The following is a 24,401-nucleotide window of genomic DNA, read 5'->3' on the forward strand; positions in this document are numbered from 1 at the left end:
GTTGCGTGACGGCGTCGCTGTCGTCGGAATAGCGCTTGAAGCGCAGCAGACGGCAGAACGGCTTTTCGACGATCGTCTGTTCGACGATGGGAATGTTGCGGCCGTCCTTGACGATCTGATGCAGGTTGAACTCGGGCTTTTCGTAATCCTTGCCGAGGCGGTACAGCAGCTCGTAGCCCGCGGACAGGCGGGTGGCGCCTGGCACATAGGCGAACGGACTGGCCGGATTCGCAAACGATTTCGAAGCAGCCTGAGCCCAGGCGGTAAGCGGGCTGAGGAGTGCCCGCTGGAATTCGTGAAATTGATAGAGCATGGGGGCTCCGGCGTTAAGCGGTTCGCGCACGGCAGCGTGTTTTGAAGCGCGGCGACGAGGCGGGCCGTTTTTGGTTACGTGTGGACTTTGTTAGTGGCGAATGGCGACAATTATCGGCCGTCAACTTCATTCGATGATATAGAAGGCATACGATTTGTGCAATGCAACAACAGTTCGTTAGCGCACGCACCGGATGTCATATTCACGTCATCGTCAAGGCGGGAGTTTTCTTTAGACGACAGGTGACGATTCCGTACCAGCATCTGCTGTGCCAGCCGGCGGTTCCCGGCCTTGTCCGTCGTGGGGCGGCTGGCCTGCGGCGCTTGCCATGCCTTGTTCGTGCTTCATCAGGTTCAGCCCCGTATGAACGAGGGCCACATGGGAAAACCCTTGTGGAAAATTACCTACAAGCCGCGCGGAAACGGGATCGTACTCCTCCGCGAGCAGCCCGACATCGTTGGCCAGCGCCAGCAGCCGCTCGTACATCTCGCGCGCTTGCTCGACACGCCCCTGCAGCGCCAGGTTGTCGACCATCCAGAAGCTGCAGGCGAGAAACGTCCCTTCGCCGGGCGGCAGGCCGTCGTCGACTTCCGTCGTGCGGTAGCGCAGCACGAGACCGTCGTGCACCAGATGCTTTTCGATCGCATCGACGGTGCCCGCGACGCGCGGGTCCGACGGCGGCAGAAAGCCGAGCAGGGGCATCAGCAGCACGCTCGCGTCGAGCGCGTCGCCGCCGTAGGTCTGCGTGAATGCGTTGAGCTCCGGGTTCCAGCTTTTCGCGCAGACATCCGCGTGAATGTGCGCGCGCACCGCTCGCCAGTGGTCGAGCGGCGCGGGCAGATCGAACGCTTCCGCCGATTTGACCGCGCGATCGAACGCGACCCACGCCATCACCTTCGAGAACGCGAATTGCTGACGGCCGCCGCGTGTTTCCCAGATGCCTTCGTCGGGTTCTTCCCAGATCGTTTCGAGGTGCTTGAGCATCGCGCACTGCACGTTCCACGCGGTTTCGTCGGCCTGCAAGCCGCCGACGCGCGCCAGATGCAGCGCGTTCATCACTTCGCCATACACGTCGAGCTGCAACTGGCCGACGGCGTTGTTGCCCACGCGCACGGGCTTCGAGCCCTCATACCCCGGCAGCCAGTCGAGTTCGAACTCCGGCAAGCGGCGTTCGCCCGCGAGGCCGTACATGATCTGCAACTGTTCCGGCGAGCCCGCCATCACGCGGCCGAGCCACGAGCGCCATGCGCGCGCTTCGTCGTAGTAGCCGCCGCGCATCATCGCGAGCAGCGTGATGGTCGCGTCGCGCAGCCAGCAGTAGCGGTAGTCCCAGTTGCGCGAGCCGCCCATCCGCTCGGGCAGCGACGTCGTGGGCGCGGCGACGATGCCGCCCGTCGGCTCATAGGCGAGCGCCTTCAGCGTCAGCAGCGAGCGGCGGATCGCGGGCGCGTATTTGCCCTCGACGGTGCCGCGCGCGGCCCATTCGAGCCAGTAGTTCTCGGTACGGGCGAGCGCCGTATGCGGATCGTGTGCGGGCGGGATGCGCAGATGCGATGCCGAATACGTGAGCGAGAACGGCACGCGCTCGCCTTCGGCGACCGTGAACTCGGCGACCGTCTTCATGTTCTCGCCGCGCAGATCGACGGGCGTGCGCAGCGCGACGGTGTCAGGGCCGGCGATCGCCTTGATGCCGCTGTCGTGCGTGAGGCGGCTGACCCATGGAATCGAAAAGCCGTAGTCGAAGCGCAGCACCAGTTCCATGCGCATCTTCACGGTGCCGCGCTTGCCGACGACAATGCGGATCATCTCAGACCACCCATTGCCGGGCGGCATGAAATCGATCAGCGTGACGGCGCCTTCCGGTGTCTCGAAGTCGGTTTCGAGAATCAGCGTTTCGCCTCGATAGCGGCGGCGCGTCGAGCGCGCGTAGCCGTGCTGGCGCGCCGTGCTGTCGTCGCCTTGATGCTGCTCTTCGTGGGCGCGCCGCGCCGCGACGTTCGTGCGCCGCGCCGCTGCCTTCGTGCGGGCTTTGCGGCCATCGCTCCCGGCTGCTTGTGCGGGGCGCTTTCCGGCTTGCCTCGGGACGGGCTTTTCGTCCGGCTTTGGCTCCTGCTTCGCGTTCGATGTCGCGCAGTGCGATTCTTCTTCGTGCTGTTGCGCGCCGGCATGCAAGTCGTCGTGGGCGGTATCGGCGGCGTTCGTGTCGGCTGCGGGCGCGATCAGCCAGCGGCCGTTGTCCTCGGTGCCGAGCAGGGCGGCAAAGCAGGCCCCCGAATCGAAACGCGGCCAGCAAAGCCAGTCGACGGAGCCATCGCGGGAAACCAGCGCGGCCGTGTGGCCGTCGCCGATGAGTGCATAGTCTTCGATACGTGCAGGCATGATAAAGCGGTCTATAGCGGTCGGTCAGCGTGTAATAAGTACGCTCCCGCACAGCGCCAGACGGTGCGCGAGCGTCGTTGTTACCTGACTCGCGCGATGCGTTTTGGTTCGTACACCAGCGAGCACTTCGAGTATTGGCAATCCGCGTATTGGCTGCTTACAATCGATTCGAACGTGACTTCTGACGAATCGCCGCCCACCGGCGCCCGGTGTTGCAGCATGCAGCACAGTGCCGATTTCGAGGAAATATAGCCATGCTGAACCCGTCGAAATCCGACTGCATCACGATTCTCTCCGCCGCGAGTGAACTGCCTGACGACTCGCTCTTGCCACTCGACTTCCGCACGCTCGGCCTCACGCGCAACGGGATGGAAACGGCCGCGGCATTTCTGATCGAACGAGCCTGCTTCAAGCGCCATAGCGACGCCGACGGTCATTATGCCGTCGGCGGGCTGTCGTTGCAGGGACGCTGGCGCCTCGACCAACTTTCGAACGGTTGACGCACGCTAGCGCCCATCGTCCGGTGATCGCGCTGCCGCGCCGCGGCGAATGACATGCAACAGGCATCCGGACCGTGCAACAGGCCGTCCGTGCGTCGACACGCGTGTCGATGCGTTGCGTGCACGTGCGCTGCGATTCTTTCGACACTGCGCGCGCTCGCAGCGCCGCATGTGCCCGGCTTCACGCATGTTCGCCACGCGCAGCGAATCGAAGCAAGGCGCTCCGCATGGGCGCCTGCACGCGCGCGTCAGAAATGCATGGTGCCGCCGACGCCGAACAGCCCGATCAGGCCGATGATGATCAGATACAGCGCGACGATGTAGTTGAGCAGACGCGGCACGATCAGGATCAGAATGCCGGCGATCAGCGCGACGAGCGGGCCGAGGGTGACATGGATATTCATGGCGACTCCTTTGTTGGACTTGACTGCTGTGAGCGATAACCTGCGCGTGCCCGCGTGACTGTGCGATCGCGAGCAACGCTTCTATACTTGCCCCAGCTACAACATCGACGACCAGCCCCCGCCACGAGGGCGCGCAGCGCGACGGCCGCCGTCTCGCCATGCAACCGTCACGATAACGGCACGCTTCGATCGAGCCGCGCGGCAGACCAGCGACACGCACAATCCGAATAACCCGTATCGCCAGGAGGTCGTCATGCAGCGTCGTATACGAGGAGTAGCGTGTGCCGTGCCACAGTCTTTCAATTGCCGGGTTTCCCCTCGTTCGGCCGGCTCTCGCTTCCGCCCCGCACTACGTTCGATGATAAGAGGATTGACACTCATGGTATCGATTGCCTCGTTTGCGTCGGTTGTCATCAGCAAGCAGGCCTTCGCGCAAGGCCCGGCCGCAGCGCCCGCCGACGGTATCTACGATCTGATCGTCGGCACCTACACCGGGCCGAAGAGCGAGGGCATCTCCGTCTACCGCTTCGATACGAAGTCGGGCGACGCGACGCAGGTATCGTCGATCAAGACAGATAACCCGTCGTATGTGATCGCGACGCGCGATGGCCGCCATGTCTATTCCGTCGACGAGCAGCCGGGCGACAACGGTCCCGCGACGCAGCGCGGCGGCATCAGCGCGTTTGCCTTCGATGCGAAGAGCGGACAGCTGACGTTCCTGAACCGCGTTTCGTCGGATGGCAACGATCCGTGCTATCTGAGCATTTCGCCCGACGGCAAATATCTGACGACGGCCAACTACTCCGTTGCTGCGAACCCCGGCGGCAGCTTCGCCGTCTTTCCGTTGCAGGCGGACGGCCAGGTCGGCGCATCCGTGCTGACCGTGCATCACGAGGGCGGCGGTCCCGTGAAGGGGCGCCAGGACAACGCGCACGTGCATTCGACCGTGTTCTCGCCCGACGGCAAATATCTGTTCGCGCAGGATCTCGGCACCGACAAGCTCTATTCGTACCGCTACACGCCCGACGGCAGCCGCGGCCTGTTCGGCCCCACCGAGAAGCGCTATACCGATGTGAAGGCCGGCTCCGGTCCGCGGCATCTCGTGTTTGGCGCGGACGGCAAATACGCATATTTGACGAGCGAGCTGACCGCAACCGTCACCGTTTTCCGCTACGACGACGGCAAGCTCACGCAGCTGCAAGTCGTGCCGATGACCAAGCCCGGCTTCAAGGGGCAGGTCGCGGCGGCCGCGATCCATCTGTCGCCGGACGGGCGCTTTCTTTACGCCAGCAACCGGGGCGACGCGAACGAAATCGTCATCTACGCGGTCGATCCCGGTAGCGGCCATATCCGCGAGGCAGGCCGTCAGTCGACTCTCGGCAAGGCGCCGCGCGAGTTCTCGATCGACCCGACGGGGCAATGGCTGATCGTGGGCAACCAGAACAGCGACACGGCCTATGTGTTCCGCCGCGATCAGCAAAGCGGCCTGCTGGAAGCGAATCCGAAACGGATCGATCTCGGATCGCCCGTCGACTTCAAATGGGTGCTGCCGTCCTGATTGCCGTGACCTGAGCGATCCGGACGAGTCCGCCGGCATGTCGCCGGTTGTCATCGGTTGTGCTGCCGGCTGACGCGAACAACAACGGAACGCGCGATGAGAACGACGCTAACCAGGAGAAGACCGAGGCCGAGGACAGAAACAAAGACGAGGACAAGCGCCGCATTCATCGCAGCGGGCGCGATGTGCGGCGCGTGCAGCGGGTTCTTCAGCGCGCCTGCGTTCGCGGAGGCGAGCTGCAGCTATTCGACGGAATGGCTCGCGGGCGCCTGCCGGCGTATCGAGCGCGTCGCGAAACAGGGCACGTGGGATCTCTACGTGACGGGCTACGGCTGGCACATCAACGGCTATACGGAAGAGGAGCGCCAGTCGCTCAATTCCCGGTCGTGGGGCGGTGGTGCGGGCAAGCACTTCACCGACGAAAACGGCAACGAGGACATCCTGTTCGCGTTCGTGTTCCTCGATTCGCACGAGAACCCGGAGCCGATCGGCGGCTGGGCGAGACAGTGGTACACGAAGCCCGTGGCCGGCGGACTGTCGCTGGGCGGCGGCTACTTCGCGGGTTTCACCGCGCGCGAAGACGTCGCGCACTACCTGCCCGTGCCGCTCGTGTTGCCCGTCGGCTCGATCCGCTATCGCAAGGCGTCCGTGATGGGCACGTTCATTCCGGGCATTCCCGGCGTCACCAAGGGCGATGTCGCGTTCTTCTGGAGCCGCTACGAGTTTTGATATCGCGGTTGCCCAGGAAGCGGCCCGTCGACGGCAGGTGGCTTACTCGGCGGGCCCCGGCGCGAGCACTTCGCGGCTGCCGTTGATGCCCATCGCCGACACGAGGCCCGCCGTCTCCATCTGCTCGACGAGGCGCGCCGCGCGGTTATAGCCGATGCGCAACTGCCGCTGCACCGCTGAAATCGACGCGCGCCGCGTGCGCACGACGAACGCGACGGCTTCGTCGTAGAGCGGATCGGCTTCCGCATCCGGCGTCTCGCCGAACAGGTCCTGACCCGCGCCGCCGCCGTCCGTTGCCGGGCCGTCGAGAATGCCCTCGACGTATTCCGGTTCGCCGAACTGCTTCAGATGCTCGACGATGCGATGCACTTCCTCGTCGGCGACGAACGCGCCGTGCACGCGCTGCGGGTAGCCGGTGCCGGGCGGCAGGAACAGCATGTCGCCCTGGCCGAGCAGCGATTCGGCGCCCATCTGGTCGAGAATCGTCCGCGAGTCGATCTTCGATGAGACCTGGAACGCGACGCGCGTCGGAATGTTCGCCTTGATGAGGCCCGTGATCACGTCGACGGAAGGGCGCTGCGTCGCGAGAATCAGATGGATGCCCGCTGCGCGCGCCTTTTGCGCGAGACGCGCGATCAGCTCTTCGATCTTCTTGCCCGCGACCATCATCAGGTCGGCCAGCTCGTCGATCACGACGACGATCAGCGGCAACGGCGACAGCGGCTCGGGCGCGTCGGGCGTCAGCGAGAACGGATTGCCGATCTTCTTCTCTTTCGCCTCGGCGTCACGGATCTTCTGGTTGAAGCCTTGCAGATTGCGCACGCCGACGGCCGACATCAACCGGTAGCGCTTCTCCATTTCGCCGACACACCAGTTGAGCGCGTTCGCGGCAAGCTTCATGTCGGTGACGACGGGCGCGAGCAGATGCGGGATGCCTTCGTACACGGAAAGCTCCAGCATCTTCGGGTCGATCATGATGAGGCGTACGTCTTCGGGCGTCGCCTTGTACAGCAGCGAGACGATCATCGCGTTGATCGCAACCGACTTGCCCGAGCCCGTCGTGCCCGCGACCAGCATGTGCGGCGCCTTCGCGAGATCGGTGACGACGGGGTGCCCCGTGATGTCCTTGCCCATCGCGAGCGTCAGATTCGACGTGGACTTCTGATAGACGTCGGCTTGCAGAATTTCGGAGAGACGGATCGTCTGGCGCTTTGCGTTCGGCAGTTCGAGACCCATGCAGGTCTTGCCGGGAATCGTCTCGACGACGCGGATCGACGTCAGGCCGAGTCCACGCGACAGGTCCTTCACCAGTCCGACGATCTGGCTGCCGCGCACGCCGAGCGCCGGCTCGACTTCGAAGCGCGTGATGACGGGACCCGCCGATGCGCCGACGACCGTCACGGGCACCTTGAATTCCTGCAGGCGCTGCTCGATCAGCGCGCTCGTTTCGGCGAGCTTTCCTTCGCTGACGGGCTCGGCGTCGGCCGATGCGGGCGCGAGCAGATCGAGGCCGGGCAGCTCGATGTGCGACGCCGAGGGTGCATGGAACTCGAACGCGGGACCGCTGTGGCCACGCACGGCAGGGCGGGGCGCTTGCGCTTGCGACGCGTCTTCTGCGTCGGGCGTCTGGGCGGGCGTCGGCGCTTCGTCGTGCGCGGGTTGCGCGAGGCTGTCGGCGGCTTGCTGGTCAGGCGCTTGCGCCGTCGCGACGGGTGCGGCGCCGGGGAAGCGGACGATGTTCGATGCTACGTGCGCTTGGGGCTCCTCGTTCGCAAAGTCAGCCGGTTCGACGTCGGGCGGGTTGCCGCCGACGGCAAGTGGACTGATCGTATGCAGCGGCGCGACAGGGGCGTCGTACGCCGACGCGTTCGATACGGGCGCGCGGTCATGGCTGGAAGCGGTCCGCAGCAGCGTCACGGATTGCGTGATCGCGTCCCATGGCGCGAGCCTGGAGGCGGCGGCTTCGTTTGCCTGCGCGTGATCGGGTTGCTGACCTGCTACCTCTGTCGCGGATTCGGTTTCTTCGGCGGCAGTGTTTGAATGAGCCGCAGCCGGATGATTGCTTTGCGGTTCGGGCTGGTTCGATTCCGCTGCGTGGTCGATCGTAGGCGCATCGTAGGCGGCGGGCGTCGTCGTTGCTGTCGGCGATGCGGCTGCGCGCGCCGTATCCGCTGGCTCGTGATCGACGTGGGCTGCCGGGATTTCGCTCGCTATGGACGATGACGGCGTCGTGCTCCCCTGTTCGATGGCTGGCTCTGCCGTTTGACTTTGCGTCGTGACGTGCGCAGCGCCGGCGTGCGGTTGGGGCTTGACAGTCGAAATCGCGTCATCGTTGGCTGAGGGCGAGTCGGGCGCGGCAGCGTGCGGCTGTTGGGCGTCAGCGACCACGTTTGCAGTCGTCGGCGCGTGCGGCACTTCGATGCGCGTCGCAGCGTCTTCGTTTGTTTCTTCCGAAGGTGCCGCAGCCACTGTCGTATGCGCGACAGGCTCAGCAGTGTGCGAAGCGTCCGGGCTTTGTCCAGCCGTCGAATCGCTTGCATCCGCCGATATGGGAGGGGTTGCGTCCGGCGCTGCGGCTTCGCGAGCGGTCAAGCTTGCCGCTGCGACTGCAGCATTCGCTGCGCTCGTTCGCGGCTCATCTTCGGCAGCGGAACCCGGCACGGCGACGGGTTCCATCGCTGTAGCGGCATTTGCCACGGCAGACGGCTGCGCGTGCGCAACCGCATCGGCTGCATCGGACTGCGGCGCGATCGTTGACGCATTGCCGGCATGACGGGCGCCGATGGCCGCTTCGAGTGCCGACACGGCCTGATCGACGGCGGTGACGGCTGCGACGTTAGCGGCCATGCCGCTGCCCGCGGCATCAATGGCCGCATTCATGCCCGTCTGCGGAACGGGAGCCACGGGCGTCATTGGCGCGGCAACAGGCGGTGTCTGCGCGGCAGCCGGCTGATCGACGGCAGTTGCCGAAGGCGGTGTCTCGGCGATCCGCGACAGGTCGCCCGCCGAGCGCCGCGCGAGACTCGCGCCCGCGAGCGTCGTCCAGCGCGCGGCGTTTTCCTCGATGCTGCGCAACGTTTCCTGCACGCTCGTCGTGGGCGCGGCAGGCTGAGCAGGCGGATTCGCCCGCGTATAGGCGGGCGCGCGGAGCTGCGACATGCCACGGCGCGTGCCCGGCAGACCAGGCGGGCTTGCAGGACGCGTCGTCTGGGCCGATGAGGAAGGCCCGGTCGAAATCGACTGGCTGCTCTGCGACCGCCCGCTCTGCGCGAGCGTGGCGGCGCGCAAAGACGCCGCGCGCGCCGACGACACAGCGGGATTCACCGACACGCCGCGCGCGGCCGCCTGGGCCGCCGCCTTCGACGATTGCAGCGCCGCAGTGCTGCCGAACACGGTCGGCGGCGTGGCCGCGACGCGCGCGCTTTCCATCGATGCCGGGATGCTCTCGCGCGAATGCGGGCGCTGCGCGTCGGCGCTGAGCCAGCCGGCGGGTGCCGTGGGCTCGGCAGGCGTCCACGGCGTCGGACGGTTCGGCTGGCGGTTGCCCGCGCGGCTTCCCGCGCCGCTTCCCGCGCCGCCGCCCGTCATTCCGCTTGTAGTCCCACTCGCTATCCCACTCGCAGCTGCGCTCGTCCCGCGCCCGATACCCGCAGCTGCCGCACCGGACGACGATACCGCCGATGCGCCCGAAGGCATTCCCATCGTCTCTTGCGCCACACCTGCGCTCGCCGCGCCAGCCGCCGCAGCATTCGAGCCGCGCGCCGTCGAGGGTGGCCGCCATACGGTCGGCCGCGCATAGCGTCCGTTGTTCTTCGGCGCCATCGTGTTGATGGGCGCGCTGCTATGCGCAGGCGCCGTATCGGTGGCGGCGCGGTGATGGCCGCGCGGCTCGTCGTCGCGGGCGCGCTTCGACAGCCCGAGCCCGAACGCGTCATTCGACCACGCGACGAACGACGACCACCTGAATCCGATCAGCCACGGCAGCGCGAGCCCGAGCAGACCGAGCATCACGAGCGGCGTCGCGACGCGCCCCATCAGGTGCGCGAACCCCGCCGCCAGCGCGTGACCGAACGCATCGAGCCCCGGCGCGTCGATCAGCGACGCCTCCAGCGTGCAACTCGCGACCAGCACGCAGACAAAGCCGAGCCACAGCCTGATCGTGCCCGGACCGCGCAGCCCCGCGCCGCCCGGCAGCACGGACTTCACGAGACGCCACACGAGGGGAAGAAACCAGACGGCGGAAGCGCCGAACCAGCCGAAAACTACCGTTTGCATGCTAGACATCAACGAATGACGGGCGCGCGCTCGCGCAACCCGTCGAGTTTAATCGGACGAAGCATTCTGCTTCGAAGGCCGGCGTCGCATGCGGCGCGCGGGCATCGGCGCGTGATGCGGCAGCAACGCACGAGTGAGCGCCTCGACGCGCATCGTGCTCAGTGCGGACGCTCGCCGGCCGCGCCGTCATTGGCCGCGCCGCGCGAACACGAGGGTGTCGCCGTTGTTGAGGATCAGTTGCAGTTGCTGCGGCTTGCGCATGTCGACGCCCGAGTGCTCGACATGTGCGAGCGCATCGAGATACGCGGCTTCGATCTTGCCGCCCGGCGTCGCGCACGCCATGCGCGTCCCCGCGAGCGGGCCGAAGCTGAGCTTGCCGTCCTTCAGCATGTAGGTGCCCGTATAGCGGTTGCATCCCGAGAAGCCGCTCGCTCGGCGCATGCCGCTTTCCGTCGACAGCACGAGCGTGACCGGTTCGCCGCTCGCGCCGCCCGGCACGTCGCGCGTGCCGCCGCCGGACATCTTCCAGCCGCTCAGTTGCCAGTCGGTGTTGTCGAGCAGCTGCGTCGCCGCCGGGTTGAAGGGATCGGGCGGCGCGGCTTCCACGTCGGGATGCTTCGGCATCGCGCAGGCGCCGAGCAGCGCGGCCATCGACACGGCGGCAAGCAGGGCCCGCGCGGTCGTCGCGTGTTTCGCGCGGCGTCGGAACGATGCCCACGATGCAGCGCCCGGTGCATTCGACGATGCGCCGGATGTTGCGTTCGAGCTTGCGTCGCGTGGCGTGGCGGACGTGGGCTGCATGTCGTCGTTCCTCTCTAAACTGGCGAAGGCGTAAGGGTATCGCACTACGCTTGCCGCATGCGAGCGCAAACGCGCGCGGCAAAACACATAGGCGCGCCTATGCGCGCATAGGCGAAATGCCCGGCGGCGCGGATGCGTCCATGCACGATGCATCGCGTACAGCCGTTGCAATTCTCCGGCTCGAAGCGCGGCCTGCGGACGGTTTATCGGCACGCGCGGCGCGCAGGCGCAGGGGCCGCGCATGTTAACATCGCCGCAGTCATTCATTCCACCCGCAGTTCGTAAAAATTCTCTGGAGTTTCCATGCAGATCGGCCAACGCATCGGCACACCGCTTTCGACTTCCGCCACGCGCGTGATGCTGCTCGGTGCGGGCGAACTGGGCAAGGAAGTGATCATCGCGCTGCAACGGCTCGGCGTCGAAGTGATCGCGGTCGATCGTTACCCGAACGCGCCGGGCCATCAGGTCGCGCATCGCGCGCACGTGATCGACATGACGGATGCGAAGGCTTTGCGCGCGCTCGTCGAACAGGAGCGCCCGCATCTGATCGTGCCGGAAATCGAGGCCATCGCCACCGACGCGCTCGCCGCGCTCGAAACCGATGGCGTGGCCGAAGTGATCCCGACGGCGCGCGCGACGCAACTGACGATGAACCGCGAAGGCATCCGCCGTCTTGCCGCCGAGGAACTCGGCCTGCCGACTTCGCCCTATGCATTCGCCGATTCGCTGGAAGAACTGAAGGCGGGCATCGCGAAGGTCGGCTATCCGTGTGTCGTGAAGCCGGTGATGTCGTCGTCGGGCAAGGGGCAGTCGGTGCTCAAGAGCGACGCCGACGTCGAAGCGGCATGGCAGTACGCAATGGCAGGCGGGCGCGTGAATTACGGGCGCGTGATCGTCGAAGGCTTTATCGACTTCGAGTATGAGATCACGCAACTGACCGTGCGCGCAATCGATCCCGCCACGCAGCTGACTTCGACCTACTACTGCGATCCCATCGGCCACGTGCAGGTGGCGGGCGATTACGTCGAATCGTGGCAGCCGCAGCCGATGAGCCCGCTCGCGCTCGAACGCTCGCGCGAAGTCGCGCACAAGGTGACGGCGGCGCTCGGCGGCCGGGGCCTCTTCGGCGTGGAACTTTTCGTGCGCGGCGATGACGTATGGTTTTCGGAAGTCAGTCCGCGTCCGCACGACACGGGGCTCGTGACGCTCGCATCGCAGCGTCTGTCCGAGTTCGAGTTGCACGCGCGCGCGATCCTCGGTCTGCCCGTCGATACGTCGCTGCGCGCGCCGGGCGCATCGGCCGTGATCTACGGCGGGCTCGACGAAGCGGGCATCGCATTCGAAGGCGTCGCGCAGGCGCTCGCCGTGCCGGATGCGGATCTGCGCCTGTTCGGCAAGCCGGAGAGCTTCGTCAAGCGCCGCATGGGCGTGGCGCTCGCGACGGGGCGCGACATCGGCGAAGCGCGTCAGCGCGCGAAGCAGGCAGCGGCGGCCGTGAAGCCGGTGTCGGCGAAGTAGTCGGTACGTAGATGCGGCGCAGGTGAGGAGCAGCATGTGAAAGCGAAGCGGGCAGGTGGTGCGCAACGCGGCGGACTTGTGCGGCGTGCCGCGCTGCTCGCATCGGCCGTCGTGTTGATGGCGGCGCTGAGCGGCTGCGGTCTTGCTGCCGCGCCATGCCGGATTGCATCAGCGGGGCTGAAGATCGTGCCCGTGGTCGGCCACGCCGCCGCCGCGCCGACGGACGCATGCGCCGACGTGATCGATCCTTGAGCCGCGCTCGTTGTCGTTCGGTTGTGCGATGAGGCGACAGCGGCGTCGCTGCGTCATTCAGAAACGAGGCTTTCGATGAGCATGAGGCAGTATGCGTTGATGGGCGTGCTGACGATCGCCGCTGTGTCGGGCGCGGCCCGCGCTGCGGACCTGATGCCGCTGCCGGACATCAGGACCACCCATCGCGTGACGCAGAAATACACCTGTGCGACGGGCCGCATTCTGCACGTCACGTATCTGAACACGAGCAACGGACAGAGCTTCGCGATCCTGCCCGTCAAGGGCAAGCAGATGCTGTTCGTCAACGTGCTGTCGGGATCGGGCGCGAAGTATCAGGCGGCGAGCTATACATGGTGGACGAAAGGCCCGCAGGCCACGCTGTACGACACAATGCTCGGAGAGAATGCGCCGCCGATGCTGTCCGATTGCGTGACGATCGTGCGCTGATGCTCTGCTAATGCGTTGCTAATGCCTCGCTGATGCCGCCCGGCGCAGTTACGCCCGCGCCGGGCCCGACCCTCGTTCCGCTTTAAATTCCCTCGCGCCTCACGTTGCGCCCGCTCATTGCTCGCGGCCTGCCCCACGCATCGTGGACGCACGCCGACACGATTTCCCCACCCGGAGTAAGCTGTCTGCGACGCACAAGCCGCGCTTCTTCCTGATGCCGTTGCGCGGCCGTCATCGTTTTCGATCATCCTTGTCCGCGCGCCGCGATGGCGGCCCGGTCTGCGTTCGTTCGTCAAGCGGGACTTCACATGAAAGCATCGGATCTGTTCGTCAAATCGCTGGAAGCGGAAGGCGTCGAGTACGTGTTCGGCATTCCCGGCGAAGAAAATCTCGATCTCCTCGAATCGCTGCGCCGCTCCCGGATCAAGCTCGTCCTCACCCGCCACGAACAGGCGGCCGGTTTCATGGCCGCGACCTATGGCCGCCTCACGGGCCGCACGGGCGTCTGCCTGTCGACGCTCGGACCGGGCGCGACCAACTTCGTGACAGCGGCCGCCTACGCGCAGCTCGGCGGCATGCCGATGCTGATGGTCACGGGCCAGAAGCCGATCAAGTCGAGCAAGCAGGGCCACTTCCAGATCGTCGATGTCGTGCGGATGATGGAGCCGCTCACCAAGTACACGCGGCAGATCGTGTCGATCGGCAATATTCCCGCGTCGGTGCGCGAGGCGTTCCGTCAGGCCGAAGAAGAGCGCCCGGGTGCCACGCATCTCGAACTGCCCGAAGACGTCGCGCACGAAGAGGGCGACGGCAAGCCGATTCCGAAGAGCTACAGCCGCCGGCCCGTCGCCGAAGAGAAGGCCGTCGAGCGCGCGGTGAAGGCCATCGCGGACGCGAAGCATCCGATCCTGATGATCGGCGCGGGCGGCAACCGCAAGACCACGCGCAAGATGCTGCGCGAATTCGTCGACCAGATCGGCATCCCGTTCTTCACGACGCAGATGGGCAAGGGCGTGATCGACGAATCGCATCCGCTGTGGCTCGGCAACGCGACGCTGTCGGACGGCGACTTCGTGCACCGCGCGATCGATCACGCGGACTGCATCATCAATGTCGGCCACGACGTGATCGAAAAGCCGCCGTTCTTCATGCGCGGCGCCGATGCGGGCGAGAAGACGGTGATTCACGTCAACTTTCTCGGCGCGGAAGTGGACCCCGTGTACTTCCCGCAGATCGAAGTGGTCGGCGATATCGCCAATGCCGTGTGGCAAATGAAGGAGGCGTTGCAGGGCAAGGGCGACCATTGGGACTTCGCGCGCTTCAAGGAGATCAAGGAGCATTTCGAAGCGCATCTCGCGAAGGGCCAGCACGACGACCGCTTCCCGATGTACCCGGTGCGCATCGTCAACGATGTGTACGAGACGACGCCCGTCGACGGGATCATCTGTCTCGACAACGGCATGTACAAGATCTGGTTCGCGCGCTACTACCGCGCGCACGAGCCGAACTCGCTGCTGCTCGACAATGCGCTCGCGTCGATGGGTGCGGGGCTGCCGTCGGCGATCGCGACGAAGATCGTGCTGCCCGAGCGCAAGGTGATGGCCGTGTGCGGCGACGGCGGCTTCATGATGAACTCGCAGGAGCTCGAGACGGCCGTGCGCCTCAAGCTCGACCTCGTCGTGCTGATCCTGCGCGACGACGCGTTCGGCATGATCCGCTGGAAGCAGGAGAACATGAATTTCCCCGACTACGGGATGACGCTCAAGAACCCCGATTTCGTCGACTACGCGAAGAGCTATGGCGCGCAGGGACACCGGATCGCGTCGGCGGCCGAATTCGCGCCGCTCGTACGCGAGTGCTTCGCGACGCCGGGCGTGCATGTGATCGACGTGCCCATCGACTACTCGGACAACGAGCGCGTGCTCAATCGCGAGATCAAGCGGCTGTCGGCGCAGCTTTGACATGTCGCCGCATTTTCCCGGCGCGCGGCGCGGCGGACGCGGAACGGCCGTCGCTGCGCTCCTTTGATCGGATCAAGGAGAACGTGTCATGTTGCAGAAGAGTTACCCGTACTACCTCGCGAATGTTGCGGTAGCCGCGAACACCGATCTCGAAGTCACCGACAAGTTCAGCGGCGAAGTCGCGACACGCGTCGCGCTCGCCGATGCGGCAGCGATCGACAAGGCGATTGGCCTCGCCGTCGCCGCGATGCCCGAGCTGCGCGCGTTTCCGCCGTTCAAGCGCCAGGCCGTGCTCGAACATTGCGTGAAGCGCTTTCGCGAGCGCTTCGACGAACTGGCGATGGCGCTGTGCATCGAGGCAGGCAAGCCAATCAACGATTCGCGCGGCGAAGTCACGCGCCTCATCGATACGTTCAAGGTCGCGGCGGAAGAATCGGTGCGCATCGACGGCGACATCATCAACCTCGAAATCTCGCAGCGCGCGAAGGGCTATCACGCGTACGTGAAACGCGTGCCCATCGGGCCGTGCTCGTTCATCTCGCCGTTCAACTTTCCGCTGAATCTGGCTGCGCACAAGGTCGCGCCGGCGCTCGCGGCAGGCGTGCCGTTCGTGCTGAAGCCGGCGAGCCGCACGCCGATCGGCGCGCTGATCATCGGCGAAGTGCTCGCGGAAACGGATCTGCCGAAAGGCGCGTTCTCGATCCTGCCCGCGCATCGCGACGGCGCCGATCTCTTCACCACCGACGAGCGCTTCAAGCTGCTGTCGTTCACGGGCTCGCCCGCCGTCGGCTGGGACCTGAAGGCGAAGGCGGGCAAGAAGAAGGTGATCCTGGAACTGGGCGGCAATGCGGCTGCGATCGTCGATGGCGATCAGCGCGACAAGCTCGATTACGTCGTCGACCGTCTCGCGTTCGGCGCGTTCTATCAGTCGGGGCAAAGCTGCATTGGCGTGCAGCGGATTCTTGCGCACGCATCGCTGTACGACGCGCTGCGCGAGAAGCTGATCGCGAAGACAAAGTCGCTGAAGATGGGCGATCCGAAGGACGAAAAGACTTTCGTCGGGCCAATGATCTCCGAATCCGAATCGCGGCGGCTCGCGGGCTGGATGGAGAGCGCCGTGAAGGCGGGCGCGAAGATCGTCGCGGGCGGCAAGGTGGACGGCGCGATGTTCGAAGCGACGCTGCTCGAACACGTCGGGCGCGACACCGACCTGTACCGGAAGGAGGCGTTCGGGCCGGTGGCGATTCTCGAAAAGTTCGACGATTTCAAAAGCGCGCTCGCGACCGTCAACGACAGCGACTTCGGATTGCAGGCGGGCGTCTTCACCGATTCGCTCGCGCACGCGCATCAGGCGTGGGACGAACTGGAAGTGGGCGGCGTGGTCATCAACGATGTGCCGTCGTTCCGCGTCGACAACATGCCGTATGGCGGCGTGAAGGACTCGGGGCTCGGGCGCGAGGGCATCCGCTACGCGATCGAGGACATGACGGAGCCGCGCCTGATGGTGATGCGCGAGACGTGGTGAGATTGGGTGAACATGGGCGGGGCGCTGGCCGATGCGGGCTGTTTGCTGCGTCATGCGCGTGTCAGGCGGCTGTCACCGGATTGACTCGTTCGCCGTCTACGCTGCCCGCGTCGGACACGGTCCGTCCCCGCTCGAGACGGACGGCGTGCCGGACGACGGGGCGGCCGCCCCCGGGTCGACGCGGGCCCGCTTCGCGTGAGAACAGGCCTCGGGCCGAAGTGCTACAATACCGGCCTTTCCGGCGGATGTTTCCGCCGGCCGGAGCCGGCCGCATGCTTGCCGATACCTGGTGATACCAGAACGGACCTTGTGCGGGACGCCGTGGCTCCGCCTTCATCCTGATGCCCTCCGCGGCCCCGGCCGCTGCAGAAGAAGCTGCAAGAGAGTTTGAGCGGACGCCCGGGCGCCCGCCTTTGGCAACGCGCAAGCTGTTCCGCCCAAGCGCATTTTTAGCGAAAGCCACCATGTCCGACACAGCAACCACGCCCAACACCGTGACCTTCGACCAGTTCGGTCTGCACGCCGACATCCTCAAAGCCATCACGGAACAGGGATACACGACGCCGACGCCGATCCAGGCCAAGGCGATCCCCGTCGTGCTGGGCGGCCGGGACGTGATGGGCGCCGCGCAGACGGGCACGGGCAAGACGGCGGGCTTCGCGCTCCCCATCATCCAGCGTCTGCTGCCGCTCGCGAATACGAGCGCGTCGCCCGCGCGTCACCCGGTCCGCGCGCTGATCCTCACGCCGACGCGCGAACTCGCCGACCAGGTCGCTGCGAACGTGCAGTCGTACGCGAAGCACACGGCGCTACGCAGTGCCGTCGTATTCGGCGGCGTCGATATGAACCCGCAATCGGCGGAACTGCGGCGCGGCGTCGAAGTCCTGATCGCGACACCGGGGCGCCTGCTCGATCACGTGCAGCAGAAGACGGCCAATCTCGGCCAGGTGCAGATGCTCGTGCTCGACGAGGCCGACCGCATGCTCGACATGGGCTTCCTGCCCGATCTGCAGCGCATCCTGAACCTGCTGCCGAGCGAGCGTCAGACGCTGCTCTTCTCGGCGACTTTTTCGCCGGAAATCAAGAAGCTCGCGTCCACTTATCTGCGCAACCCGCAGACAATCGAAGTCGCGCGCAGCAACTCGACGGCGACCAACGTCACGCAGATCGTCTTCGAAGTAGCCGAGGGCGACAAGACAGGCGCTGTCGTGCAATTGATCCGCGAACGCAGCCTCAAGCAGGTGATCGTGTTCTGCAACAGCAAGATCGGCGCGAGCCGTCTCGCGCGCCAGCTGGAACGCGACGGCGTGGTGGCGACGGCGATTCACGGCGACCGCACGCAAAGCGAACGGATGCAGGCGCTCGACGCGTTCAAGCGCGGCGAAATCGAAGCGCTGGTGGCGACGGATGTGGCGGCGCGCGGTCTCGATATCGCCGAACTGCCTGCCGTGATCAACTTCGATCTGCCGTTCAACGCCGAAGACTACGTGCACCGGATCGGCCGGACGGGCCGCGCGGGCGCATCGGGCGATGCGCTGTCGCTGTTCAGCCCGAACGAGCGCAAGCAGCTCGCGGACATCGAGAAGCTGATCAAGCGTCCGCTGGACGTGCAGCGTCTCGCCGTCGACACGCCCGTGCGTCATCATCACGACGAGCGCGGCTCGCGGCGCGATCGCGACGACCGCGGCAGCCGCCGTCGCACGACGGGTGCGCACGAGCGTCCGTCGCACGGGGCGCATCATCGTCAGCAGCCCGTCGACGATTTCTTCTTGAAGCCGTACGAGCCGTCGCCTTCGGCCGTGTCGGCTTCCGCCAAGCGCGAAGAGGTGCCCGCCGCGCAGCAGAAGCCCGCTTCGAAGCAGCCGCTTGCTGCGCTGCTGGGCGGTTTCGGGATGCCGCGCAAGACGACTTCTTCGAACTGATATCGTGCGGCCGTTGGTGTTCAAGCCGAACGGCGAGACAAGCTGAAAACGGCGCCATTGCTGGCGCCGTTTTTATTTCTTTTCTGCGCTATGTGGACGCTTTAGCGTTTCACGCGCTCGGACCACGCCTTGATCGCTTCGGCGTAAAACGCTTCTCGCGACAACGCTGCCGTCCCGCTCAGCTTCAACCCCAGATGCAACGCGGCCTCGTTGAGCGCGACGAGCGGCCGGCTTGCGTCGAGCGCGAGCGCGCCCGTCTGCTTGCTGAGCTTTTCTCCGTCTGCATTCGTGACGACGGGCACGTGAAGATAAGAGGGCGTCGGCACGCCCAGGCACTGTTGCAGATAAATCTGACGTGCCGTCGAGTCGAGCAGGTCCGCGCCACGCACGATATGCGTGATGCGCTGATCCACATCGTCGACGACGACGGCCAGTTGATACGCCCACTGATCGTCGGCCCGGCGCAAGACGAAATCGCCGACTTCTGTCGCGAGGTTCTGTGTCTGCGGGCCTTGCCAGCGATCGTCGAATGTCACGATGGCGGCATCGCCGTCGGGCACGCGCAAGCGCCACGCGCGCGCCGGCTTGCCGTTCAGGCCGTTGCGGCAGGTGCCGGGATAGGCGAGCGTCGTATGGCGCGCGTGCGCATGCACGAGCGAATCGGCGATCTCCTTGCGCGTGCAGCCGCACGGATAAACGAGCCCCGTCGATTGCATGCGTTCGAATTCCTGCTGATAAAGCGGCATGCGCCGGCTTTGCCAGACGGGCGGCTCGTCGGCCACCATGCCGAAGCGCGCGAGCGTTTCGAGAATACTTTCGGCCGCGCCGGGGACGGTGCGCGGACCGTCGATGTCTTCGATCCGCACGAGCCATGTGCCGCGATGCGCGCGCGCGTCGAGCCAGCTTGCGAGCGCGCTGACCAGTGAACCGAAATGCAGCGGGCCGGTCGGCGACGGGGCGAAACGTCCGCGATAGATCGTCATGCCGCGAGCGTCAGCATCGAACCATCGCAGCGTGCGCTTTACGCGGCACGCGCCGCGCTGGCGTGTTGCACTTGTGGATGACAAGCGGCGCAGGTCTTGCCCGGCACATAGAAGGGCGACTTCTGGTCTTCCGGCGTGACGACGGCGCGACAGCCGAAACATTGCACGGTGGCCGTCGGCTGCAGATTCGGATCGAGCGAGGTGCGATAGTCGAACACGAAGCACTCGCCGTTGTAGTGCGCGCCGCCCACTTCCTCGAAGTACTTCAGAATGCCGCCTTCCAGCTGGTAGACGTTTTCGATGCCGGCATCCTTCATGTGGATCGCGGCCTTCTCGCAGCGAATGCCGCCCGTGCAGAACGACACGACCGTCTTGCCTTCGAGGTCCGCGCGGTTCTGCTCGATCACGTGCGGAAACTCGCTGAACTTCGTGATGCGGTAATCGAGCGCGTTGTCGAACGTGCCGACGTCGACTTCGAATGCATTGCGCGTGTCGAGCATCACGACGGGGCGGCCCGCGTCGTCGTGACCGCGGTCGAGCCACATCTTGAGCGTGCGCGCATCGACGGCGGGCGCGCGCCCCAGTTCCGGCTTGATGGCCGGCTTCTTCATCGTGATGATCTCGCGCTTGAGCTTAACCAGCATGCGGCGGAACGGCTGCGTCTCCGACAGGCTTTCCTTGAACTGAAGCTCGGCGAATTTGCCCTCGAAGAGAGGATCGTGACGGATGTAGTCGATGAATTCGCGCACTTGCGCGATTTCGCCGGCAATAAACAGGTTGATGCCTTCCGGCGCGAGCAGGATCGTGCCGCGCAAGCCGAGTTCGTTGCAGCGGGCGGTGACGAGCGGCCGCCATTCGACCGTCTTGTCGAGTGTCGAGAACTGATAAGCCGAGAGATTCAGGATATTCATGCTGGTCCAGCGATAAAGCGCCGTGCCCCGGCGCGCATCGATGGCGGGCGCAGCACGTGTACGGCAGGGAATGGGTTCGAGTCCGTATTATCCCTCATCCTGCGGATCGCTTCGCAATCCGCCGGGCGGCATATTGACTTGCGGACGGATAGGCCGAATGGCCGACCCACACGCGCGCGGATCGCCACCGTAAAAGCCCCACGTGCGAGCCCGCCTGGCCGGATGGCCAACGGGCCGGTTCAGGGCCGTTTTGCCGAAAATTTTCGGGAGGGCGGGGTTACAATGTCGCCCATGTCAGATCCCCGCTTCGTCCATCTCCGCGTTCACTCCGAATTCTCGATTGCCGATGGCATCGTGCGCCTCGACGACGTCGTCGCCGCCGCTGCCAAAGACGGTCAGGGCGCGCTCGCGCTCACCGATCTCGGCAACGCATTCGGTCTCGTCCGTTTCTACAAGGAAGCCCGTGACAAAGGGGTCAAACCCATTGCGGGCTGCGATGTCTGGATCACGAATCCCGACGACCGCGACAAGCCTTCGCGTCTTCTGCTGCTGGTCAAGAACAAGACCGGCTATCTGAACCTGTGCGAACTGCTGTCGAAGGCGTGGCTCACGAACCAGTATCGCGGACGCGCGGAAGTCGAGGCGGCGTGGCTCGAAAGCGGCCTCGCCGAGGGGCTGCTTGCGCTGTCGGGCGCGCAGCACGGCGACGTGGGCATCGCGCTCGCGGCGGGCAACGAGGAAGCCGCAAAGCGCAATGCATCGCGTTGGGCGAAAGTCTTTCCGAACGCGTTCTATATCGAACTGCAACGCAGCGGGCAGCCGGGCGCCGAGACGTACGTGCAGCAGGCGGTCGCACTGGCCGCATCGCTGAAGCTGCCTGTCGTCGCCACGCATCCGCTGCAGTACATGACGGCCGACGACTTCACCGCGCACGAAGCGCGCGTGTGCATTTCCGAGGGCGACATTCTCGCGAATCCGCGTCGCCAGAAGCGCTTTACGACGGACCAGTATTTCCGCACGCAAGACGAGATGGCCGCGATGTTCGCGGACATTCCGTCCGCGCTCGCCAACACCGTCGAAATCGCGAAGCGCTGCAATCTCATGCTCGAGCTCGGCAAGCCCAAGCTGCCGCTCTTCCCGACGCCGGACGGCATGTCGCTCGACGACTATCTGGTGCAGCTCTCGAAGGAAGGGCTTGAGAAGCGTCTTGAGCAGCTATACGCCGATCAAGCCGAACGCGACGCGCAGCGCGAGACGTACTACGCGCGTCTCGACTTCGAATGCGGCACGATCATCAAGATGGGCTTCCCCGGCTACTTCCTGATCGTCGCGGACTTCATCAACTGGGCGAAGAACAACGGCGTGCCTGTCGGGCCGGGCCGGGGCTCGGGCGCCGGCTCGCTCGTCGCATACGCGCTCGGCATTACCGATCTCGATCCGCTGCGCTATAACCTGCTGTTCGAACGTTTTCTGAATCCGGAACGGGTATCGATGCCCGACTTCGATATCGACTTCTGCCAGCACGGCCGCGATCGCGTGATCCAGTACGTGAAGGAGAAGTACGGCGCCGATGCCGTGTCGCAGATCGCGACGTTCGGCACGATGGCCGCGAAGGCGGCCGTGCGCGACATCGGCCGCGTGCTCGATCTCGGCTACATGTTCACGGACGGCGTCGCGAAGCTGATTCCGTTCAAGCCCGGCAAGCATGTGACCATCGCCGACGCGATGAAGGAAGAGCCGCTGCTGCAGGAGCGCTTCGACAACGAAGACGAAGTGCACCAGTTGCTCGAGCTCGCGCAGCGCGTGGAAGGCCTGACACGTAACGTCGGCATGCACGCGGGCGGCGTGCTGATCGCGCCCGGCAAGCTGACCGACTTCTGCCCGCTCTATACGCAGGGCGACGAAAGCGGCGTGGTGAGCCAGTACGACAAGGACGACGTCGAAGCCGTCGGCCTCGTGAAGTTCGACTTTCTGGGCCTGACCACGCTGACGATTCTCGACTGGGCCGAGCGCTATATCCGCCGACTCGATCCGTCGAAGGAGCACTGGTCGCTCTCGCAAGTGCCGCTCGACGACCCCGCGTCGTTCTCGATCCTCAAGAAAGCGAATACCGTCGCCGTGTTCCAGCTGGAAAGCCGCGGCATGCAGGGCATGTTGAAGGACGCGCAGCCCGACCGCTTCGAGGACATCATCGCGCTCGTCGCGTTGTATCGTCCGGGTCCGATGGACCTGATCCCGAGCTTCTGCGCGCGCAAGCATGGCCGCGAAACAGTGGAGTATCCGGACCCGCGCGTCGAGCCTGTTCTGAAAGAGACCTACGGCATCATGGTCTACCAGGAGCAGGTGATGCAGATGGCGCAGATCATCGGCGGCTATTCGCTGGGCGGCGCCGACTTGCTGCGTCGCGCGATGGGCAAGAAGAAGCCCGAGGAAATGGCGAAGCACCGCGAAATCTTCGCCGAGGGCGCAGCGACCAACGGCCTCACGCGCGAGAAGTCGGACGAGATCTTCGACCTGATGGAGAAGTTCGCGGGCTACGGCTTCAACAAGTCGCACGCGGCGGCCTATGCGCTGCTCGCGTACTACACCGCGTGGCTCAAGGCGCATCATCCCGCCGAATTCATGGCGGCCAACATGTCGCTCGCGATGGACGACACGGACAAGGTCAAGATCCTGTTCGAAGACTGCCTCGCGAACAAGATGGCCGTGCTGCCGCCGGACATCAATCTGTCCGCGTATCGCTTCGAGCCGGTCGCTGAAAGCGACGGCAAGCGCTCGCGCACGATTCGATATGGCCTCGGCGCGATCAAGGGTAGCGGCCAGAACGCAATCGAAGAAATCCTGCGCGCGCGCGAAGGCGGGCCGTTCGTCGATCTCTTCGATTTCTGCAACCGTATCGATCGCCGCATCGTCAACCGTCGCACGATCGAGGCGCTGATTCGCGCGGGCGCGTTCGATTCGCTGCACCCGAACCGCGCGCAACTGCTCGCATCGGTGTCGCTCGCGATGGAAGCCGCCGATCAGGCGAGCGCCAACGCGATGCAGGCGGGCCTGTTCGACATGGGCGATGCGCCGTCGCAAGGCCATGAGCTCGTCGACGAACCTGTGTGGCCGGACAAGCGCCGCCTGCAGGAAGAAAAGACGGCGCTCGGCTTCTATCTGTCGGGCCATCTGTTCGATGCGTACAAGGACGAAGTGCGCCGCTTCGTGCGGCAGAAAATCGGCGAGCTGAAGGAAGGGCGCGACAAGCTGGTGGCGGGCGTCATCGTTTCGCTGCGCACACAGATGACTCAGCGCGGCAAGATGCTGATCGCGCTGCTCGACGACGGCACGGGCCAGTGCGAAGTGACCGTTTTCAACGAGCAGTTCGAGGCGCACAAGCAGCTCTTCAAGGAAGACGAACTGCTCGTCGTGCAGGGCCAGGCGCGCAACGACGCGTTCACGGGCGGCATCCGCTTCACCGTCGATACGCCGATGGATCTCGGCCGTGCACGCACGCGCTATGCGCAGGCGGTGAAGGTGCGGATGAACGGCAACGCGGACGCCCATGCGCTGCGGCGTGTGCTCGAAGCGCATTGCGCGAAGCCGGAAGACGCCGAAAGCGCTGCGCCCGCTGCCGCGCCGAGCCGCAGCGGCCGTGGCGGTCAGTACGGGCAGAATGGCCAAGGCGGCGACATGAGCCGTGGGCAGCGCTTGTCCGCGCCGATGCCTAACGGTCTCGCCGTGCAGATCGTCTATCGCAGCGACAACGCGGAAGGCGAGGTGCGGCTCGGCGATGCGTGGCGCGTGAAGCCGACGGACGAATTGCTCGCCGCGTTGCGCAACGAGTTTTCAGGTAGCGCGATCGAGATCGTGTACTGACCGATCGAATGATCGATCGGGTAATCGAGCGAGAGAGACGCCGGCTCGCGCGGGCGGGCCTC

General features: G+C 65.4%; 15 protein-coding genes and 3 pseudogenes. 10 read left to right on the top strand and 8 right to left on the bottom strand.

Going from position 1 to position 24,401, the window contains the following annotated elements; all coding sequences use genetic code 11:
• From GCT13_RS23970 to GCT13_RS51260, 3 pseudogenes are all read right to left on the bottom strand, one after another.
• Positions 1 to 313: pseudogene (locus GCT13_RS23970) on the bottom strand (polyhydroxyalkanoate depolymerase); the annotation flags it as partial.
• A 231-nt stretch (positions 314 to 544) separates the two neighbouring features.
• Positions 545 to 2,233 (bottom strand): annotated as a pseudogene (locus GCT13_RS23975) (glycoside hydrolase family 15 protein); the annotation flags it as partial.
• A gap of 261 nt (positions 2,234 to 2,494) precedes the next feature.
• Positions 2,495 to 2,692 (bottom strand): annotated as a pseudogene (locus tag GCT13_RS51260) (trehalase-like domain-containing protein); the annotation flags it as partial.
• A 254-nt stretch (positions 2,693 to 2,946) separates the two neighbouring features.
• Here GCT13_RS51260 and GCT13_RS23980 point away from each other — a divergent pair.
• Positions 2,947 to 3,192, top strand: a complete 246-nt coding sequence (locus GCT13_RS23980; RefSeq protein ID WP_152762312.1) for a hypothetical protein — start codon at positions 2,947 to 2,949, stop codon at positions 3,190 to 3,192.
• Between the two features lie 248 nt (positions 3,193 to 3,440).
• On the opposite strand, the gene GCT13_RS23985 is transcribed toward GCT13_RS23980, so the two are convergent.
• Positions 3,441 to 3,596, bottom strand: coding sequence for a DUF3096 domain-containing protein (locus GCT13_RS23985; RefSeq protein WP_087734508.1), 156 nt, complete (start codon positions 3,594 to 3,596; stop codon positions 3,441 to 3,443).
• Between the two features lie 358 nt (positions 3,597 to 3,954).
• On the opposite strand from GCT13_RS23985, the gene GCT13_RS23990 reads away from it, so the two are divergent.
• A complete protein-coding gene (locus tag GCT13_RS23990) occupies positions 3,955 to 5,154 on the top strand; it encodes a lactonase family protein (protein ID WP_227746981.1) in 1,200 nt (399 codons plus the stop codon).
• A 183-nt stretch (positions 5,155 to 5,337) separates the two neighbouring features.
• Positions 5,338 to 5,883: an antimicrobial peptide resistance and lipid A acylation PagP gene (locus GCT13_RS23995; RefSeq protein ID WP_152762316.1), complete on the top strand. Its 546-nt coding sequence runs from the start codon at positions 5,338 to 5,340 to the stop codon at positions 5,881 to 5,883.
• A 42-nt stretch (positions 5,884 to 5,925) separates the two neighbouring features.
• Here the strand turns inward: GCT13_RS23995 and GCT13_RS24000 are convergent, their stop codons facing one another.
• Positions 5,926 to 10,158: a DNA translocase FtsK gene (locus GCT13_RS24000; protein WP_152762318.1), complete on the bottom strand. Its 4,233-nt coding sequence runs from the start codon at positions 10,156 to 10,158 to the stop codon at positions 5,926 to 5,928.
• A 186-nt stretch (positions 10,159 to 10,344) separates the two neighbouring features.
• Entirely contained in the window at positions 10,345 to 10,959 is a 615-nt protein-coding gene (locus GCT13_RS24005) for an META domain-containing protein (RefSeq protein WP_152762320.1), read from the bottom strand.
• A gap of 303 nt (positions 10,960 to 11,262) precedes the next feature.
• Between GCT13_RS24005 and purT the strand changes: the two genes are divergently transcribed.
• The 6 genes from purT (at position 11,263) to GCT13_RS24035 (ending at position 18,584) form a co-directional block, all read left to right on the top strand.
• Positions 11,263 to 12,477, top strand: coding sequence for a formate-dependent phosphoribosylglycinamide formyltransferase (purT, locus tag GCT13_RS24010; RefSeq protein ID WP_152762322.1), 1,215 nt, complete (start codon positions 11,263 to 11,265; stop codon positions 12,475 to 12,477).
• 78 nt (positions 12,478 to 12,555) lie between these two features.
• Positions 12,556 to 12,729: a DUF6726 family protein gene (locus tag GCT13_RS24015; RefSeq protein ID WP_321574599.1), complete on the top strand. Its 174-nt coding sequence runs from the start codon at positions 12,556 to 12,558 to the stop codon at positions 12,727 to 12,729.
• Between the two features lie 75 nt (positions 12,730 to 12,804).
• Positions 12,805 to 13,176: an MliC family protein gene (locus tag GCT13_RS24020; protein ID WP_407670842.1), complete on the top strand. Its 372-nt coding sequence runs from the start codon at positions 12,805 to 12,807 to the stop codon at positions 13,174 to 13,176.
• A 308-nt stretch (positions 13,177 to 13,484) separates the two neighbouring features.
• On the top strand, positions 13,485 to 15,137 hold the full coding sequence (locus tag GCT13_RS24025) for an acetolactate synthase large subunit (RefSeq protein WP_152762326.1): 1,653 nt from the start codon (positions 13,485 to 13,487) through the stop codon (positions 15,135 to 15,137).
• A gap of 88 nt (positions 15,138 to 15,225) precedes the next feature.
• Positions 15,226 to 16,662: an aldehyde dehydrogenase family protein gene (locus GCT13_RS24030; protein ID WP_152762328.1), complete on the top strand. Its 1,437-nt coding sequence runs from the start codon at positions 15,226 to 15,228 to the stop codon at positions 16,660 to 16,662.
• 464 nt (positions 16,663 to 17,126) lie between these two features.
• Positions 17,127 to 18,584 carry a DEAD/DEAH box helicase gene (locus tag GCT13_RS24035; protein WP_152762502.1) on the top strand — a complete coding sequence of 486 codons (1,458 nt, stop codon included), beginning with the start codon at positions 17,127 to 17,129 and terminating at the stop codon, positions 18,582 to 18,584.
• 101 nt (positions 18,585 to 18,685) lie between these two features.
• On the opposite strand, the gene gluQRS is transcribed toward GCT13_RS24035, so the two are convergent.
• Together gluQRS and GCT13_RS24045 are read right to left on the bottom strand one after the other, a co-directional pair.
• Entirely contained in the window at positions 18,686 to 19,567 is an 882-nt protein-coding gene (gluQRS, locus tag GCT13_RS24040) for a tRNA glutamyl-Q(34) synthetase GluQRS (protein WP_152762330.1), read from the bottom strand.
• A 38-nt stretch (positions 19,568 to 19,605) separates the two neighbouring features.
• Complete coding sequence (locus GCT13_RS24045) at positions 19,606 to 20,478, bottom strand: sulfurtransferase (RefSeq protein WP_152762332.1); 873 nt, start codon at positions 20,476 to 20,478, stop codon at positions 19,606 to 19,608.
• A gap of 282 nt (positions 20,479 to 20,760) precedes the next feature.
• Here GCT13_RS24045 and dnaE point away from each other — a divergent pair, with 282 nt between their 5' ends.
• On the top strand, positions 20,761 to 24,339 hold the full coding sequence (gene dnaE, locus GCT13_RS24050) for a DNA polymerase III subunit alpha (RefSeq protein WP_152762334.1): 3,579 nt from the start codon (positions 20,761 to 20,763) through the stop codon (positions 24,337 to 24,339).
• The last annotated feature ends 62 nt before the right edge of the window (positions 24,340 to 24,401 follow it).

Origin of the sequence: Paraburkholderia franconis (assembly GCF_009362735.1) — a bacterium.
Classification (GTDB): Bacteria; Pseudomonadota; Gammaproteobacteria; order Burkholderiales; family Burkholderiaceae; genus Paraburkholderia; species Paraburkholderia franconis.